The organism is Paenibacillus hexagrammi, from assembly GCF_021513275.1.
Taxonomy (GTDB): Bacteria; Bacillota; Bacilli; order Paenibacillales; family NBRC-103111; genus Paenibacillus_E; species Paenibacillus_E hexagrammi.
Map to the genome: position 1 here is coordinate 5,532,490 of NZ_CP090978.1, position 16,025 is coordinate 5,548,514.

Here is a 16,025-nt window from a genome sequence, read left to right on the forward strand (position 1 = left end):
TCACAAGTCCTCGCCTCCATCCAGAAATACCGAGGTGGGGATATGGATGCCTGAATGCTCCAACCGATCATAAAACTTGGGACGAATGCCCGTCGGCAGCAATCTTCCGATGATTTTGCCATTCTCTCCGATTCCTGTCTGCTGGAAGGTGAAAATATCCTGCAGTACGATCACATCACCCTCCATACTCTGCACTTCGGTGATGTTCGTAATTTTGCGCGACCCGTCCTTCAGACGGGACTGTTGAATGATGACGTCCACCGCTCCGGCGATCTGTTCCCGAATCGCCTTGACCGGCAGCTCGATGCCGGCGAGCAGCACCATCGTTTCCAGACGCGCTATCATATCGCGCGGACTATTGAGTGACCGGTCGCCAGCGACCCGTCGTGGCCGGTATTCATCGCTTGAAGCATATCCAGCGCTTCACCTCCGCGCACCTCGCCGATCACAATGCGGTCTGGACGCATCCGAAGGGAGTTGCGCACCAGATCGCGGATCGAGATGCCACCCTTGCCCTCGATGTTCGGCGGGCGCGATTCTAGCGATATGACGTGATCTTGCCAGAGCTGCAGCTCGGCAGCATCTTCGATTGTAACGATTCGTTCATCGCTGGGAATAAACGAGGAGAGCACGTTCAGTGTGGTGGTCTTACCGGAGCCCGTGCCTCCGCTGACAAATATGTTAAGTCTCGCTTTGACACAGGCTTCCAGGAAAATCGCCATCTCCCGGGATACGGTGCCAAATTGGATCAAATGTTCGATCGTATAAGGATCTTTGGAAAATTTACGTATCGTAATCGTTGGTCCGTTAAGCGCCAGCGGCGGAATAATCGCATTCACACGGGATCCGTCAGGCAGTCTGGCATCCACCATCGGACTGCTTTCATCGATGCGGCGGCCGATGGGCGCAACGATCTTTTCAATCACATGCATGACATGCTCATCGTCCCTGAATTGGACATACGACAGCTCGATTCGTCCGCTGCGTTCGACGTACACCTGATTCGGTCCGTTCACCATCACTTCGGACACATCAGGATCAAGCAGTAGCGGATTAATCGGCCCGAAGCCGGTCAAATCGTTGATCAGCTCCTCAACGACCTTTTTGCGATCGATTTTGCCGCGGAAGGTTTCGTCTTCTTTCATAATCTCGACCGCCATCGCGTCAAGCTTAGGCACGATCGCTTCGACATCATCGTCTTTCATTTCGCTGAGAATAAGCTTATGCAGCTTATTTTTCAGTTCCTGATGCTTGCTGATTTCACGCGGATTCTCCTTATTCGCAGAGTCGGAGCGGCGTATATCGCGAAAGGTGCTGAGCAAATCCTTTTTCACGGGCTGCGCTGTCTGGAGGGTATCTGCATGCTCCCCTTCGGCACCAGCTTCCGAATTCGGGTCGATTTGTCCGGCACGGGCTTGTATTTTATCCAGTAAGCTCATTCGCTGTCTCCTCCTTACGATTGGGGTGCATTGCCTTTATTTTTGTTAAACAGCATATGAAAAATGGATGCAGGCTTCGGTTTGAAGAGCGAGATTTCCCTCCGGGAGATGAGCTGCTCGGCCATTTTGAACACCGATTTCGCGATGTCCGTTTTTCCTTGATTCAGAACAAACGGGATCCCGATATTTATAGATTGAGAGACAATCTGAAAATCATTCGGCACGTAGATGGGATTCTCCGCCCCAAGAATATCCGGCACATCCGAAGCCTTGATGGCGCTTTCCATCGTAGACCGGTTAATAACGAGCTGCACCTTATGCTTGAGGCCCAGCGCATCTAATGTTTCCAGCATCAGCTTCGTGTTTTTGATTGCGCTCATTTCAAGTGTGGTCAGCACGAAGATTTGATCTGCTTTCTCAATGAACTGCATCGTATTTTCCTGCAAGCCTACACCTGTATCGGCAATTAAATAATCGTGCTGAGCCAGCAGCATTTCACAAACCCGGTCAATCACGTCCGGTTTAATTAAATCTGCAAATTCCGGACGCTCAGGCGCAGCCAATACTTTCACGCCGCTGCTATGGCGGATCATGTAGCTAGGCAGCGTGTGCTTGTCGATCGTATCGATACTTTCAGCCACATCTTTAATCGTGAAAGTGGGATGCAAATCCATCGCCAAGCTTACATCGTTAAACTGCAGATCCCCATCGATGATGCTGATCTGAATATTGCTTTTGGAAAGCGCGACAGCGAGATTGACAGCGAGTACAGTACGGCCGATGCCGCCCTTACTGCTGCATATGGCGATCATCTCGCCTCGCTTTTCCTTCAGCGGCCCCTCCATACCTGTATCGCTACTTTTCATCTCCGCCTGCTCCTTTCGATTCTGTCTCTCCATTTGGCTGGATCCGGCTATACAGCATTAAGCTCACGCTTCCAGCTTCACTCGCATTAACCAACGCTACTGCGTCCTGCGGCTTCACTTCAAGCGTTACCGAGGAGTATTCCACATAAGGCGTCTCCGTGGTTGCCTCGACCATTCTTCGTCCAACGGCAAGCACCCTGGCATGCTGCAAGATGAGCGTGGAAACAAGCGGCCCATTGGACTGTTTATCCGTTTGGTTCGAAATCACATCGACATAATCATCGGGCTCGATCAAGTTGGAAACTGATCTGACGATATTGACTCCAACAGACACAGCCCGATAGCCGTCCGTCACTTTCCGCGAGACAAGCAGCGCTTCTTCCTTCTGCCCTTGCAGATGGTGGCTCAGCAGCATCTCTCCCGGAGCCAGATCACTGTTGGCGATTTTTCCCGCGGCTTCCTCTATAGTGAGTACGGCCTCTGGGTGCAGCGCCTTCTTGGGCACTTGCGCAATTTCAATAGCACCTGCATCAATCACAGTGTTGCGCTTGATGGGCTGCTTCGCCACAACCACATCCGTCATGTTGGTATTGATAACTGCCGCTTCATCGAATTTTTTCATATATTTGATAAAAAGAAAGGTTGTTAACAACCCCATGATAACCGCCAGTATCAAAACCGCTTTTGATCGCATATTCGGCTCTCCTACTCTATAAGTCTGATGGCATAAGCCCCTTTATCAATGGCTCCCGGCTTCGCCGTGCCTTTCCCCGTCCTTTTGATAAAGATGCCGCTGATGGCGGTATCTTTGCTGCTCATTGGATCTGTGATGTAAAAGTAAGCAAAGCCGGTCACCTGAATTTGTTTCATCTGGTTCGTTGTGAAATTATACGGCTTGTATGTCGGCACCAAAAGAATCCTTGGCGAGTCCCGGTGCGAGAGATCTGCCGGCGGATAAGGATCCGCATTAATTCTGTACTGAACCGCATCCCTTGTATTGCCCGCAATGTTACCGGTTTGCGTATCAATGATATCCCCAATGTCCACCTCATTGCTGTACCCATGCATTAAGTTGTACTCGTAGGTATTGGCGCCATTGCCGCCCAAAGCCAGGATTCCGAAAACGCCGGATACGCTCTGTGTTTGATCGACCTTCAGCTTGTACGCCTTTCCATATTCCAAAGCGATGGAATCATCGATGCCAAGAGGCGCTACGCCCGTTCCGCTTCCCATTGGCAGAATTTGTGCGGCTGCCTCGGCTTCTACTGTTACTTCATCCCATCCGAGCAGTTTGGCAAAATGAAGAGGTACCGGCTTCGCCAGACTGACCCTAATGCTTTTCCCAAGCTCAATGCCGGTTGACTTCAGGCTGCCCGCTTCCTGATGCTCTTGCAAAATTTTTTGGACAATAGCCGTTACAGTCTGGGATTGCCCTGTAAGCTCCTGCGCGCCGGAGAGCGCAGCAGCGTTGGCCGCTTTCTGCAAATGGCTGCGCTCGGCGAATAAAGTTCCGCCATCGATGATTAGTGCACATGCCGCCAGTAACCCCATCAGCATAAGTCCGATCAGCACAATGGAGCTTCCTTGCTCTTCCCGCCATAGTCCATGTATGTACCTGCTGCCTCGTTCCATCTTCATAACCTGCCTCCTATTCCACCCGGATGGTAGAGTCCGCGGATATAAGCGGTTTTGGAAGTACGCTTCCAATCAGCGGGGTGATATAAGGCAAACTGTATTGCAAAGTTACTTTCACATAGTCTCCCGACTTTCTTGTCGATTGTGCCGGAGAGATCGTTACTTGAAGCGCATTGCGGTTATCTACTTGTGCATTCGCTCTCGAGAATGCCGTGATATCCGCGTCCCCTTTGCCTAATCCTCCAAGCCTGACCGCCTCTTGAGCGACCAGATTCATCTGCAGATACGTGAACACAACCCGCCCGACATCCAGCATGCCGCAAACGATCAAAAGGAGCAGCGGGACGAGCAGAGCGAATTCCGTCAACGACTGCCCTTTCTCGTTTTTCAGCAAATTCCGGCAGGCGAATGCTGCATCCGCTTTTCGCATGGTCCTCACCATCCCTTAAACCACAGGCAGACCAAGGCGCCGCCTGCTATGGCTACTCCGTATGGATACGTTGCGGTTAGGACTGTTTTGTCAGCGTTTACGGGTAACAGGACGCCATAGCGGAAGCTGTACATGCAGATACCGATCCACTTCATTCTGATCATCGCTCCATTCCGAAAAACAATGACCAATACGGCCAATATCGCTCCGATTAGAGCCATATATACGGAAGTCATCAATACGAAAGAAGTCCCTTTCATTGCGCCCACTAATGCCAGGAGCTTGACATCGCCAGCACCTATGCCCCCAAGAAGATACGGGATCAACAGCACGCCTAACCCTGCGAGGAAGCCTGCAAGAGAGGCCCCTAATCCGGTCCATCCGGCCATTGCTGTATGTGCGCCTAATGCAGCTGCTATTCCGGGAAATATCACCTTATTATGTATTTTTCTGCTCCTCACATCGGTCACAACCGAGATCAACAGCACGGTCAATAGCATGATAGTAAAAAGCATCTCCCTACCTCCGTTGCCTAGTAAAGCTCAAATTTGTGAAAAAAGGCCCTACGCGGTAGAACACGTAAGACCTTTTGGTACGTATCGGCAATCTTGGTCTTGTTATTGCTTGCTTTACGTTTACGGAGTCGTATTACGGCTTTGCACGGTTGATAATGCATCTTGGAAGATATTCACGATTTCTGTACGAAGGGTTACCAGAGTAGCTACTACAGCCACCGCGATTAGCCCCAGCACGAGACCGTATTCTGTCATACCTTGACCTTGTTCTTGTGTAACCAGCGCTTTGAATTTGTTCATCATGAGTAATCGCTCCCTTGTATTGGTTAGTTTAGTTGTTTAAGTTTAGGTTCCAAGTTTAGCTTTCAAATTGAACCATGCTGCCCACTTGCAGAGCATTTCGTTCGATGCTTCCTGCGGGAAACTCAATTACGGATTCGGAATTCGGAAATGATGTTCCTATCTTCCCCGGCGCCAAAGCCTGTTCCAATCCTACGACCCGGTGTTTTGCATCGAGATGAACGACGTCGATACTGTAGTTCATAAAGAAGGTGTGCACGGACCTGCACGGCCTTATGTACATACAGCAGCCCTCAGGCAATTCGGATGAAAACATCAGCCCTTTCAATCTCCGATAAAACGTTGCCGCCACCCAAACCTCTTCAGCAACGACGTGTCCGCTCTCAGGCAGGACTAACTTCATGCGGACTATCCCCTCCATTCTTGTCTGAAATAACCCACCTTCTCCGAAAGGAAGGGAATATTGGCATATAAAAAACAAGCCCCCTTCAAATCTTTCGGCAGCTGGCTGGCATGGCGCTTGTTTCATGCGCGTTAGCCCCTGTAGCTTTGCGTCACTGATTTTCATCAGTTTTGCCTTTATCGAGATTCGTCGAAGCTTGTCGCTTTAGGTCGAATCCGATGTGTTGATATCATCATAAGACATGTAAGCGTTTTCTTGTATCGGTCTAAGTTCACAATTTTCAGACTATTATTCATGGTACTGCTTTCCTATCATCTTCTGCATTCGCATCCCTTTAATCCCTATATGACTATAAAAGGAATCCTGTTTATCCCGAATTTACAGACATTCGATGTTAATCCATTTTCATCCAATGGGATTTATGACCCTTTCAGTTGAAGTAAATTATGGGCTAATCCCCTAAAGCTAAAAAAATTCAACCAGAGCATAGTCAGGTCTAAGATGGTTCTTCAGAATGAATTTGGCATCACCTACAACCTAAAGAGAATCCGTCGGCTTATGAAACAACTAAATCTTGTGTGCCCGCACAGAAAAGCAAATCCTTACAAGTGCATGGCTAAAGCTAAGATGAGATAGACCGCTAAATCAAATATTACAACCATCACAGATATCAATGTGGATTAAAAAAGATGACCCCTGTTCAGTACTCAGTACAGGAATCATCTATTGTGTCCAAGCATTTCACAAGATGTGCTTTTTCATAGAAAGGGTATCGCAGTTATTAGGCTGCGCTATCCACCTATGCCAAAGTAAATTTTCTCAACTCGTCCTGCAGGTCTTGAGCGCAGCTGCCCAGAGCATCCGAGGAAGCCTGCACTTCTTCCATAGATGCGAGCTGCTCCTGAGCAGCCGCCGCCATTTCCGTGGTACGGTCGGAGGCGCTTCGTGCAAAGCCTACCATATCCATGGTAGATGCCGTAACCTGCTGGGCACTGGCAGACATTTGCTCGGATGCTGCGGAAACCTCTTGGATTTGGTGGGCTACCTTGCGGATGGAGTCCAGGATGGAGCTAATCGCACTATCCGTCTGCTGGATCGCCGATAATCCGAGCTCCGCCTCGGCAGCCGTTTCCTTCATGGAAACTACCGCCCCCTCGACGAGGTCGAGAATCAAACTCACAATTGACGTGATAGATTCAACCGATTCCTGCGTCTGTCCGGCCAGTTTGCCGATCTCCGAAGCGACCACTTTAAAGCCACGGCCGTATTCCCCTGCCCGAGCCGCCTCGATATTGGCATTGAGCGCCAGCAAGTTCGTCTGCGAAGATAAGTGCTTGATCGTGGAGACGAACGCCCCGATGTCCTTCGAATGTTCGCCAAGCCGCGTTACGACATCCGCAGATTCATGAACCGCATGACGAATCGTTTGCATTTGACCGACCGCAACCTTCAGCTTCTCCTCACTGGTTCGTGCTCCATCCGATACATCAACCGCCAGCTCAGAAACCTCCGAAGCGCTGTCAGCAATTCTCGAAATACCAATTGCCATCTCATTCATGGCGAGAGCATTTTCTTCAGAGGCTTTCTTCTGCTGCTCGGCTCCTTCTGCTACGACTTGAACCGCCATCGCGATTTGCTGCATGGCCGACGTCGATTCCGTAGACACGGCTGACAGCTCCTCCGATGAAGCGGCAACCTGCTCGGATATATCCTGATTAATGCGCAGAATCCCTCTTAACGAGTCTGTCATTTGATTAAAAGCAACACCAACTTCACCGAGCTCGTCTCTCGTTTGCAGCTCTACCTGCTTGGACAGGTCTCCTCCCGCGAGCCTCTCGGCCCCATGCTGCAAGGATCTAATAGTCATTCTTACACTTCGGTAGAAGGCCAGAAAGAAGAGCGCCGCAAGAAGAATCGTAATACCTACCAGAGACATCATCTTCGCACGATCGCTGCTCAACCGGTCAACCCGATGCTGCAGAAGCTGATCCAACTGGGTTGAGACGACTTGAAAAAATTGATTTGATATCTCAATCGAATTGGTTCCTTCCGCAAAAAAATCACTCGGCTTCATAGTTAAGGAAGCAGCATTCAAGACATTTTTATCAATGGTCGCAAGAAAGCCCTTGCTTGACTGCACACTTTGTCCACCTGGTCCTTCGAGAACAGCGGAAAGAGTCGGATTGGATTCCGAAATAATATTTAGTGCCTTTTCGATATTCTGAATGGATGTTTGGATAAGCGCCTTTTCGATTCGAGCGCTCACTTTTCCATCGTCCGTTATCTTCTTACTGGCAAGCACGCCGTTAAGATCGCCCCTCGCCTGTCCGGTAAACTCGATGAGCTGCGGAAGCTGGTGGACCATGACGTTCATCATATAGTAGGAATCGACCTCAGGATCCAAGGTCAGGTTCGATTCATCGGCAATATGGACAATGAAGTCCAGAATGTCACCGATTAGGGCCGTGTGACGGTCATAGCATTCTTTGGCCGGAAGCTGAAGTGTCTGCTCTTCGAGGTTCTTCCAGTCATTCTGAATGGCTTGCCAAGCAGTAGCGGTCTGCAGCTCATCACCGTTTTGTGCATTCATCTCAGCCACACGCGCCATACTCGCCTCGATTGCTTTCTCTTTATCAGCTAGCATCGTCTTGGAGGCTGTGTCTCCGTTTAAAATCCCGTTTGCTAAACCACGATGCTGCTGAATATCCAGCATAAGTGGCATGAGCCCCTGAATATAAGCGCTGCCCAACAATTCTTTCTTCGAATCTTGTATTTGATTTTGCAGATCCTTCGACCATATCCCGATTAGCAGACCTAGCGGTACTAAGAATAGCAGGCTAATCAATACAAACTTTTGAGCGTATTTCATTCGAGTCATCAGGGCTGTAAAAGGAGTCAGTAAAAGAGAAAGCATAAAAACCACCTTTGTTATTAATAATGGATGAATATGGAGTTAACATAATATTTCGTGTGATTTATTATTACATACATTCTAAATATTTCGACAAGTTACGACAGCAACCCTTCTTTTCAAATTCATTTCTTTAAAAACATTCGAAAAGCAAGAAAGAGGCATAAAAATACCTCAAACAATCTAACACCTCACGTTAGTATCTCAGAATAAAAAGGCCCGTTCCATGGAACCGACCTTCTTTGCGTTATGATTGGATCTATTTTTTATAATTCAGTAATTGCTGATAAGGAATGGAGACCTCGTCCATTATGTCTTGGTACAGCAACGACAGGCTGTCCTCCGCGCTTGTGTTTTTATTGATAATTTCATCGATGGACCTATTCCATATCTCGGATGCTTTGCGATCTAAAGGAGTCGGCATTCCGGAAGAACCCAGTCCGGTCAGCGTCCTATACAGCTCTTGCGCGTTTTGCCCACCCAGAAATTCACTGGGCTTCGGGTTGATGTACCAATTCATCGTGCCGCTCTGCTCGCATACATATTGAATAAAGAGCCATGCCGTCTCCTTTTGCTTACTTTGTGAAGTAAGAGCAATGCTATTACTGCTATCCATGTCATTGCCTATAATTCCAAACGGAGGCCTTGTCACTCTCCATTTCCCCTTTTGCTCCGGCACCCATTCTTGCAGCTTTTGTTCTCCCCATGCTGGAAGATTCAGCATAACAAGCCTATTTTGCCTTATAGCATCCTGCCCGGCGGGATCCACATGCTCATATTCAGGGTCAAGCTTCTTACCTGCTTAGCAGCCTTCATGCTCTTGAGATAGGATTCTTTTCCTCGTTCATAATCAAGCCGATTATCGAAAAAATAATCCCCATTATTAAGTATATCTACGGTGTCCCGTCTCCACTGCACGATCCATTTATCCTGCTCTTGTAAAAGTTTCGCCATGGCTAGCCAGCGGTCCGGTTCTTCCATATAATCGGCAAGAGCTTCCGGGTCGTCCGGCAGCCCGGCTTCCTTCAACACGTCCGCCCTATAAAAGGTAACCATCGGTTGAGACTGATAAGGCATTGCAACAAGGCGTTTACCGTCCATAGACGAGTGCTGCCTCCATATACCTTCTCCCAAGCTGCTCTGATATTTGCCTGCACGATAGGGAGCAGCTAGAAGATTCTCCAATTTATCCGTCGTATTAAAGTCGCCCAGCATTCGATCCCTTAGCACCATCAAGTCGGGAGCTTTGTCCTCCGCCAGTGCGTTCAAATAATAATCCGCTAACCGCGGTACATTATCCAAAACTGTCAATGTAATATGCACCTTCGGGAATCGTCTTTGAAATTGTTCAATTTCATAATCAAACATCCGATCAGGAGCCCATATCGTCAACTCACCTTGAGGCTCTGTAATGGGATGGCTCTCACTCGCGACCTCATCATACTTAACCGTCTCCGCACTGGGCTTATGCTGCCAGCTGCATGCGGATGTCAGTATTACCGTCAGGATGATCATGACGGCACTGCGCATACTCATGGTGTCTTGCCCCCTTCAATTACGACATTGGTTTGGAATAGGTGCGAATTTGATTGCGTCCCGACACCTTCGCTGCATACATGGCGGAGTCTGCGTTGCGAAGCAGGCATTCCAGGTCCGTCCCATGCTCCGGGAACACACTAAGCCCTGCGCTAAGCTGTAAAGAAATGGCCTTCTCTGCATGCTGAACCGGCTCCTTGACGACGGCTAGACGAACTTGATTCGCCCAGCCCTCCGCATCAATCGGCAGAGGCTCCCTCGTAATGATGACAAATTCATCACCAGCCAAACGGAACACCCGTGTTTGCTCATTGTTGTAAGGGTTCAATCGCTCCCCTAATGTCCGAAGCACGGTATCTCCGGCATCATGTCCATACGTATCGTTAATCAACTTGAATCGGTCCAGATCGATGAATAAACAAAGCACTCTTTCCCCTTTCAGCTTGGCCTCATGAATAAGCTCAGGAAAAAACAAGCTAAAGCTATACCGGTTCGCTAACCCAGTTAGTGTATCGTAGTGCGCTAATTTCCTTAAAGCTTCCTCTGAATCACGCAGCATGAGATTCTTTTGATCCGTTTCCGCGAACATCGACGCCAATTCCTGTGACATATGCTCAAAGTTGTTCTTAAGCAGATTCACCTCATGGATTCGACTTTCTCTCCACGTAACACGTTCGTTCATTCTTATTTTAAAGGGAAGCCCTGTAGAAATGCTCCCTAACTCAAACAATGGGCGTTCCAACATCCTTGTTACTCGACTTGCTATCAATACGACAATGGCAAAAAGAATACAGATCAGCGCCAAGCTGTACGTATACATTTGGAACACTTCTTGTTGGTACTCTTCAATCGGCTGTTTGATGATTAGCTTGTACGGAATTCGAACGAGTTGATATTCCTTTACATATTCACTTTGGCTCCAAAGGGCAATGGGATTGTAGAGTGGTGTATGCTCAGGCTGAAACAGGTAAAGCCGATCATCTACGCTGGACACAATTCCACCAGGCTGCCAATCAAAATCCTCTTGACCGTCCTCAATCTTCGGATCATTAGAGGCAAATACTTGATTATGTTCATCGACTAGAATCAGCTTAATGTCTGATGCCGATGTTACGTTGTAAAACGTTTCTTTCATCGACGCCCTCTGCAGCATCGAATGCAGCTTCAAATCCCGAAGCTCCAGTCGTGACATCTGATTGATTCTCTCACTCACATGACTCGCGATAGAATCGAATTTATCTGAGGTATTCTTCATATTTTGTTCATTCGTAAACTGACTGTTTAGATATAAAAAAATAAAGAGCGGAAGAACAAGAATAGAGATGGACATATGAGTCATCACACGTCCAATCTTCAGCCGTTCTTTGATAAAAGCCTGTGGGTGCAGGGCACTCCCGCTCCATCTAGGCAAATATTCCGCGGCCATATCTCCGAGCACCGCATTCAGAATACTAGTGACGCCTTGAAACATCACATAGATCAAGGAATATCCAAAGCCAAATTGACTCAAGCCATAATACCCTGCGAGGTGAGCCGCAGCTCCTATGGAGCAGCAGTAAACAAGGTCCAGCAGCACGAGCTGCCTCCTGCGCTTTTTAAATACTAGTCCGACTAAAGCAATTTCAAGAGGAATTACTAGCACAAGCGGTGTTTGATCCCACAGCCAGACCCCTGCTGCGCTTCCTATTAGGGAGATAGCAACGGCCTGCCCATATCCGCCGCGTCTTACTGTGAACCAAGCTATCGAACCTAGGAAATAACTTTCGATGCCATAAAGCAAGTGCAAGGGATATTTCGTTAGTAAAATTGCCATTATCCCAAACACACACATATATATCCATGAAAATGGTGTCTTCTGTTTGTCCCAGCCCATTCTTTCAACTCTCTTCAGTGAGTATTTATGCATGGTTACAATTTTGACACGGAACGGAGACATTCCTCTTCATTAGAAGCTATACGACAACATCAAACATTATTTCCCAGGAAATGCAGTCGGAAAATGGTACAAAAAAACTCTCACAGCGCAGATCGCACTGGAGAGTTTTTTACGTGTAATTATTCGTTAGAGCCGCCGCTCAGCTTTTCCTTCAATAGAGTTAATTGCTCGTCGACTTTAGCTTGCTTCACTGCATCTACCGGCGTGTAACTGCTGATTGTTCCGGCGGATACGTACGGCTTGCGGGCGATTTCCGCTTCAACCTCAAGCTGCATGATCTTCTCTTCCATACGATGGAACCCGCGAGCTGCGCTGCCGCTTTCAATTACACCATTGTAGGAGACCTGCGCCATTTGTTTCTTGGCTTTGGCAAGCTGAGCGCGGGATACGAGTTCGTTGCGCTTGTTGCGCATTTTGTAGAACTCGTCTTTCATCTCATGCAGCTGCTGTGTCAATTCATCGGCTTGAGCCTTGGAACCTGCATGCATGTCGGTATATTCGGCGATTTTCTCCTCGTGATACAGCTTCTCTTCCAGCGCTTGGCGGGCAATAGCTTCTTGGCCGTTCTTGAGTGCTGCTGCAGCTTTGGCTTCGCGGTCAGCTACTAGGCGAACCGACTCCTCCAGGCGCTGCTTGAGTTTACGCTCATTGGCGATTTGACGGGCAACCGTCACTTCCGCTTGGGCGATCTCCTGCTCCATATCGCGCAAATATTGATTCAGCATCACGATCGGATCTTCGATTTTGTCCAGCATTTCGTGAAGCGAAGCTTTTGTCATATCTTTCATTCTGCTAAATACTCCCATGGTTTACACGTCTCCTTTGTTTTGGTCATTCTTATTTTCGTAACGAGCCACTTTGGCTCTGAGCTCTTCGATTTCTCTTTGCAGCGCTTTTTTCTCAATATCCTTCATCATTTCATCGATCCCGCCGGATTTCGCATGAGGCTCGTAGGAGCCTGCATAAGGACTCGCTCCCATTGCGGATGGACCGGAATGCGGCGGATGCGGTGTATAAGCGCCATTGTAGGAATGGCGTCCAAACGTGCCGTAAGGATCGTAAGGAGGCGGATCAAAGCCAGGTTCCTTCGGGATCACCAGTGAAGCGATGAAATAGATAAAGATCACCGTACCCCCTGTGAAAAATGTTGTAATCACGACCAGCAATCTGAGCAGTGTGGCATCCACATTCATGGCTTCCGCCAAACCGCCGCACAAGCCGGTTACTTTTTTATCTCGTCTAGAGCGATACAGTTTGCTCATAATGGTCCTTAACCCTCCTGTTTCAGTTTATTCCGCAAAGCTTCCATTTCCGCGTCGACAGCCGGATTGCTGGACGCATAGTAACTCTCGCGGCTCATTCTTCTTACATCCCGGAGCGATCTGGCATTCAGCTCCATGTCGGACACGCGTTCCTCCAGACGTCCGAACATACGCGGCGTTGCATCGTGCGCAAAGCTGCTCGCTCTTGCATGCAGACGCTGCTGCAGACGAGCCGACTCCATTCTGGCCAAGTAATAGCTGCGTTTGTCGGCCACTTCCTTATAGTCGGCCTTCAGCTGCTGCAATTCCTCATCCAGATCAAGGATGGACTGCTTGGCTTGATCGTAAAGTTCCCGGTACTGCTCGCTTTTTTCCTCCGCCTGCAGCTTCTCTTGCAGGACGATGCGGGCTATGTGCTCTTCGCCGGCTTTCAAGGCAAGCATAGCTTGATGCTCACGCTTTTCTTTGGTTTCCAGCGCTGTCAGGTACTGCTGCCGAAGCGAGGCTGCGTGACTGACGCATTGCTGATACAGCTTCTCGGATTGATGAAGCTGCTCACGCTGTGCAGCTAAGTATTGATCGATCAATCGAACCGGGTCCTCCGACCGTTCCAGATGCTCGTTCAGCGTTGCAACGGTTATATCTCTCATGCGTTTGATCAAACTCATTTCCTCATACCACCTTTATGCTCTCTATATTCTTTACAGCGATTAATACTGTGATCTTCTGGTTAACAGCGATACCCCATATACGATCAAACCGATCGCCAGCAGGATAATAGCCCAGCCAGCCAGCTTGCCTAGCAGAATTATCGCGCCAAGCACCGCTATGATCCATCCAAACTTACTGCCATTCTTAATTCCTACATAGCCAAGTCCGACCATGGCGAGCGGAATGACGTAACCCATGATGGAGCCGATGAACGGTCCCATATGGTAGCCGAACTTATGCAGAAGAATCAAAGCTCCGAATGCAATTAGCAGTACGGCAAGACCTGAGTTTCTTTTCATCGAATTTGTCACCGCCTTTCTGTTGATGTTGACCTCTCGTTCATGTCTTTATTCTAGGTTAAAGAGGCTCCAGCCAAAACGGACCCGCGACGGTTTTTGAACCTAGACCTAAGTCGGGGCGTGTCTCAGACCTGCATATAGACTCTACTAGAATTAGGTAAAATTTGTAAAATAATAGATAAAAGGTGTATGATAAAGTCGGTAAATTGACTGATTTGCCGAAATAAGAGAGAAGGTTGGAGGAAAAGTAGTCATGAAACGATGGGTAGGTGTTATCGCGGCGAGTGCCGTTGCAGTGGCGGCTACAGGCTGCAGCAGCTCGGAGCCGGCGAATGGAGGAACCAATGGGATTTTAAACAAATTGGGGAAGGATGAGAAAACGGCGATTAAAGTACTGTATTACGATAAGAATTCGTTCTTTCAGCAATATGGAAACTTATTTATGTCCAAATTTCCCAATATCGACGTAGATGTAATCTCCACTCAATCCGTCTCTGGTCCGAATAAAGACCCCGAGAAGGAGCTAAAGACATTAATTGATCAGGAAAAACCCGATGTTCTGTTATTTCAATCTCCCGAGCAGTTCGGCCAATTTATTGAGGAGGGGCGGTTGTATCCGCTGGACGATGTAGTCAAGCAGGATAAGTTCGACATCGAGAATTTACTGCCGGCGGTTGTCGATGCTATACGGGCAAAAGGAGATGGAAAGCTGTTCGGCTTGTCTCCCGAATTTTATGGTCAGGCACTCTATTATAATAAAGACTTGTTTGAAAAATATGGCGTTCCCCTGCCTTCCAATCAAATGAGCTGGAACGACGTCTTGAATTTGGCCAAGCGTTTTCCAACCGACGGACAGGGCGACGAGAGAGTGTATGGTCTTTCCGCCTTTTCCTACATGGGAGATGGGATTGGGTACCAGCTTATGAACTCGATCGGAATGACAGAGGGGCTTACCTATCTGGACCCGGAGAACATGCAAGTCACGCTTCAGACCGATGGTTGGAAACAAGCGCTGGAGACCGCTGTAGATGCTGTGAAGTCCGGAGTCTTATACATCAGAAACAACGATAACCAAAGCATGAACAACCCTGGCTCTTATGAAGATTTCCTTTTACAGAACCAGTTTGTCGCAGGTAAAGCGGCTATGACGATAGACGGCAATTATATCATGCAGAATCTTCAGGAAGCCAAGGAACGATTAAAAGATAAGTTCAAGCCTTTCAACTGGGATACCGTTACAGTTCCCGTTAATCCTCAGAATAAAGAGTACTCGACAAGCGTGACGGTAACGCAGATTTTCGGCATCAATGCGCAATCTTCGAATTTGCGGGCTGCATGGGAGTTCGTCAAGTACATCAATGGAGATGAATTTGCGCGTATCATGTCCAAATCCTCGCAGAATCTGCAGACCCGCACCTCCTATTCCAAGGAAAAAGACGGACACAGCTTAGAAGCCTTCTACTTGCTTAAACCGAATCCAGATTCACCCTATGAAGGGTACGATAAGATTCCGACGGATTTCTTCCAGAGCTTTAACGGCTTGGCCAATCAAGAAATAAAAGCGGTCATTGACGGCAAACAATCCGCTGAGCAAGCCCTTAATGCCATGCAAAATAAGGGCCAGGAAGCACTGATGAAGGCCAAGCAAGCAGAGGATAGCAAGAAAGCGGCAGAAGCAGCCTCTCAGCCCTCTTCCTGATGTAAAGAAGGCCCTATTTCTTCCGACCCGCGGTGTATAAATTCACCTGCATCGAGTGCAGACTATGCCATTATGAGCTAATA

Annotated in this window: 17 protein-coding genes, 2 pseudogenes and 1 riboswitch; of the genes and pseudogenes, 3 read left to right on the plus strand and 16 right to left on the minus strand. The window is 48.3% G+C overall.

Translation table 11 applies throughout. The features are described from left to right. The 8 genes and pseudogenes from L0M14_RS25185 to L0M14_RS25220 form a co-directional block, all read right to left on the minus strand. A pseudogene (locus L0M14_RS25185) lies at positions 1-1,439 on the minus strand (CpaF family protein). 14 nt (positions 1,440-1,453) lie between these two features. Continuing rightward, the gene (locus L0M14_RS25190) at positions 1,454-2,305 is read right to left on the minus strand and encodes a CpaE/TadZ family protein (RefSeq protein ID WP_235119178.1); all 852 of its coding nucleotides are present in this window, start codon (positions 2,303-2,305) and stop codon (positions 1,454-1,456) included. Continuing rightward, on the minus strand, positions 2,295-2,999 hold the full coding sequence (gene cpaB / locus L0M14_RS25195) for a Flp pilus assembly protein CpaB (RefSeq protein ID WP_235119179.1): 705 nt from the start codon (positions 2,997-2,999) through the stop codon (positions 2,295-2,297). Before cpaB ends, L0M14_RS25190 begins: the two co-directional genes overlap by 11 nt. Before the next feature lie 11 nt (positions 3,000-3,010). Beyond that, positions 3,011-3,943: a pilus assembly protein TadG-related protein gene (locus tag L0M14_RS25200; RefSeq protein ID WP_235119180.1), complete on the minus strand. Its 933-nt coding sequence runs from the start codon at positions 3,941-3,943 to the stop codon at positions 3,011-3,013. A 10-nt stretch (positions 3,944-3,953) separates the two neighbouring features. Then, on the minus strand, positions 3,954-4,370 hold the full coding sequence (locus tag L0M14_RS25205) for a TadE/TadG family type IV pilus assembly protein (protein WP_235119181.1): 417 nt from the start codon (positions 4,368-4,370) through the stop codon (positions 3,954-3,956). Positions 4,371-4,375: 5 nt separating this feature from the next. Beyond that, on the minus strand, positions 4,376-4,885 hold the full coding sequence (locus L0M14_RS25210; RefSeq protein ID WP_235119182.1) for an A24 family peptidase: 510 nt from the start codon (positions 4,883-4,885) through the stop codon (positions 4,376-4,378). A gap of 120 nt (positions 4,886-5,005) precedes the next feature. Beyond that, complete coding sequence (locus L0M14_RS25215) at positions 5,006-5,188, minus strand: Flp family type IVb pilin (RefSeq protein WP_235119183.1); 183 nt, start codon at positions 5,186-5,188, stop codon at positions 5,006-5,008. 55 nt (positions 5,189-5,243) lie between these two features. Next, entirely contained in the window at positions 5,244-5,588 is a 345-nt protein-coding gene (locus L0M14_RS25220; RefSeq protein WP_235119184.1) for a DUF192 domain-containing protein, read from the minus strand. A gap of 93 nt (positions 5,589-5,681) precedes the next feature. After that, a riboswitch (cyclic di-GMP riboswitch) is annotated at positions 5,682-5,773 on the minus strand. 313 nt (positions 5,774-6,086) lie between these two features. Here L0M14_RS25220 and L0M14_RS25225 point away from each other — a divergent pair. Continuing rightward, positions 6,087-6,212: pseudogene (locus tag L0M14_RS25225) on the plus strand (transposase); the annotation flags it as partial. Positions 6,213-6,232: 20 nt separating this feature from the next. After that, complete coding sequence (locus L0M14_RS32085) at positions 6,233-6,352, plus strand: IS3 family transposase (RefSeq protein WP_350340527.1); 120 nt, start codon at positions 6,233-6,235, stop codon at positions 6,350-6,352. A gap of 35 nt (positions 6,353-6,387) precedes the next feature. Here the strand turns inward: L0M14_RS32085 and L0M14_RS25230 are convergent, their stop codons facing one another. From L0M14_RS25230 to L0M14_RS25265, 8 genes are all read right to left on the minus strand, one after another. After that, positions 6,388-8,502: a methyl-accepting chemotaxis protein gene (locus L0M14_RS25230; protein WP_235119185.1), complete on the minus strand. Its 2,115-nt coding sequence runs from the start codon at positions 8,500-8,502 to the stop codon at positions 6,388-6,390. 256 nt (positions 8,503-8,758) lie between these two features. Then, complete coding sequence (locus tag L0M14_RS25235; RefSeq protein ID WP_235119186.1) at positions 8,759-9,223, minus strand: type 2 periplasmic-binding domain-containing protein; 465 nt, start codon at positions 9,221-9,223, stop codon at positions 8,759-8,761. A gap of 17 nt (positions 9,224-9,240) precedes the next feature. Beyond that, the gene (locus L0M14_RS25240) at positions 9,241-10,035 is read right to left on the minus strand and encodes an extracellular solute-binding protein (protein ID WP_235119187.1); all 795 of its coding nucleotides are present in this window, start codon (positions 10,033-10,035) and stop codon (positions 9,241-9,243) included. Between the two features lie 19 nt (positions 10,036-10,054). Beyond that, complete coding sequence (locus L0M14_RS25245; protein ID WP_235119188.1) at positions 10,055-11,848, minus strand: GGDEF domain-containing protein; 1,794 nt, start codon at positions 11,846-11,848, stop codon at positions 10,055-10,057. A gap of 242 nt (positions 11,849-12,090) precedes the next feature. Beyond that, positions 12,091-12,777: a PspA/IM30 family protein gene (locus L0M14_RS25250; RefSeq protein ID WP_235119189.1), complete on the minus strand. Its 687-nt coding sequence runs from the start codon at positions 12,775-12,777 to the stop codon at positions 12,091-12,093. A 3-nt stretch (positions 12,778-12,780) separates the two neighbouring features. Continuing rightward, the gene (locus tag L0M14_RS25255) at positions 12,781-13,233 is read right to left on the minus strand and encodes a PspC domain-containing protein (protein ID WP_235119190.1); all 453 of its coding nucleotides are present in this window, start codon (positions 13,231-13,233) and stop codon (positions 12,781-12,783) included. Between the two features lie 8 nt (positions 13,234-13,241). Further along, positions 13,242-13,901: a PspA/IM30 family protein gene (locus L0M14_RS25260; protein ID WP_235119191.1), complete on the minus strand. Its 660-nt coding sequence runs from the start codon at positions 13,899-13,901 to the stop codon at positions 13,242-13,244. Positions 13,902-13,943: 42 nt separating this feature from the next. Continuing rightward, a complete protein-coding gene (locus L0M14_RS25265) occupies positions 13,944-14,243 on the minus strand; it encodes a LiaF transmembrane domain-containing protein (RefSeq protein ID WP_235119192.1) in 300 nt (99 codons plus the stop codon). Between the two features lie 253 nt (positions 14,244-14,496). Between L0M14_RS25265 and L0M14_RS25270 the strand changes: the two genes are divergently transcribed. Then, positions 14,497-15,942, plus strand: coding sequence for an ABC transporter substrate-binding protein (locus L0M14_RS25270; protein ID WP_235119193.1), 1,446 nt, complete (start codon positions 14,497-14,499; stop codon positions 15,940-15,942). The last annotated feature ends 83 nt before the right edge of the window (positions 15,943-16,025 follow it).

Excerpts from the sequence above, each read along its gene's own strand:
- L0M14_RS25190 (WP_235119178.1), bottom strand. The coding sequence starts at position 2,305 with ATGAAAAGTAGCGATACAGGTATGGAGGGGCCGCTGAAGGAAAAGCGA.
- cpaB (WP_235119179.1), bottom strand. The coding sequence starts at position 2,999 with ATGCGATCAAAAGCGGTTTTGATACTGGCGGTTATCATGGGGTTGTTA.
- L0M14_RS25200 (WP_235119180.1), bottom strand. The coding sequence starts at position 3,943 with ATGAAGATGGAACGAGGCAGCAGGTACATACATGGACTATGGCGGGAA.
- L0M14_RS25205 (WP_235119181.1), bottom strand. The coding sequence starts at position 4,370 with ATGCGAAAAGCGGATGCAGCATTCGCCTGCCGGAATTTGCTGAAAAAC.
- L0M14_RS25210 (WP_235119182.1), bottom strand. The coding sequence starts at position 4,885 with ATGCTTTTTACTATCATGCTATTGACCGTGCTGTTGATCTCGGTTGTG.
- L0M14_RS25215 (WP_235119183.1), bottom strand. The coding sequence starts at position 5,188 with ATGATGAACAAATTCAAAGCGCTGGTTACACAAGAACAAGGTCAAGGT.
- L0M14_RS25220 (WP_235119184.1), bottom strand. The coding sequence starts at position 5,588 with ATGAAGTTAGTCCTGCCTGAGAGCGGACACGTCGTTGCTGAAGAGGTT.
- L0M14_RS25230 (WP_235119185.1), bottom strand. The coding sequence starts at position 8,502 with ATGCTTTCTCTTTTACTGACTCCTTTTACAGCCCTGATGACTCGAATG.
- L0M14_RS25235 (WP_235119186.1), bottom strand. The coding sequence starts at position 9,223 with ATGCTGAATCTTCCAGCATGGGGAGAACAAAAGCTGCAAGAATGGGTG.
- L0M14_RS25240 (WP_235119187.1), bottom strand. The coding sequence starts at position 10,035 with ATGAGTATGCGCAGTGCCGTCATGATCATCCTGACGGTAATACTGACA.
- L0M14_RS25245 (WP_235119188.1), bottom strand. The coding sequence starts at position 11,848 with ATGGCAATTTTACTAACGAAATATCCCTTGCACTTGCTTTATGGCATC.
- L0M14_RS25250 (WP_235119189.1), bottom strand. The coding sequence starts at position 12,777 with ATGGGAGTATTTAGCAGAATGAAAGATATGACAAAAGCTTCGCTTCAC.
- L0M14_RS25255 (WP_235119190.1), bottom strand. The coding sequence starts at position 13,233 with ATGAGCAAACTGTATCGCTCTAGACGAGATAAAAAAGTAACCGGCTTG.
- L0M14_RS25260 (WP_235119191.1), bottom strand. The coding sequence starts at position 13,901 with ATGAGTTTGATCAAACGCATGAGAGATATAACCGTTGCAACGCTGAAC.
- L0M14_RS25265 (WP_235119192.1), bottom strand. The coding sequence starts at position 14,243 with ATGAAAAGAAACTCAGGTCTTGCCGTACTGCTAATTGCATTCGGAGCT.
- L0M14_RS25270 (WP_235119193.1), top strand. The coding sequence starts at position 14,497 with ATGAAACGATGGGTAGGTGTTATCGCGGCGAGTGCCGTTGCAGTGGCG.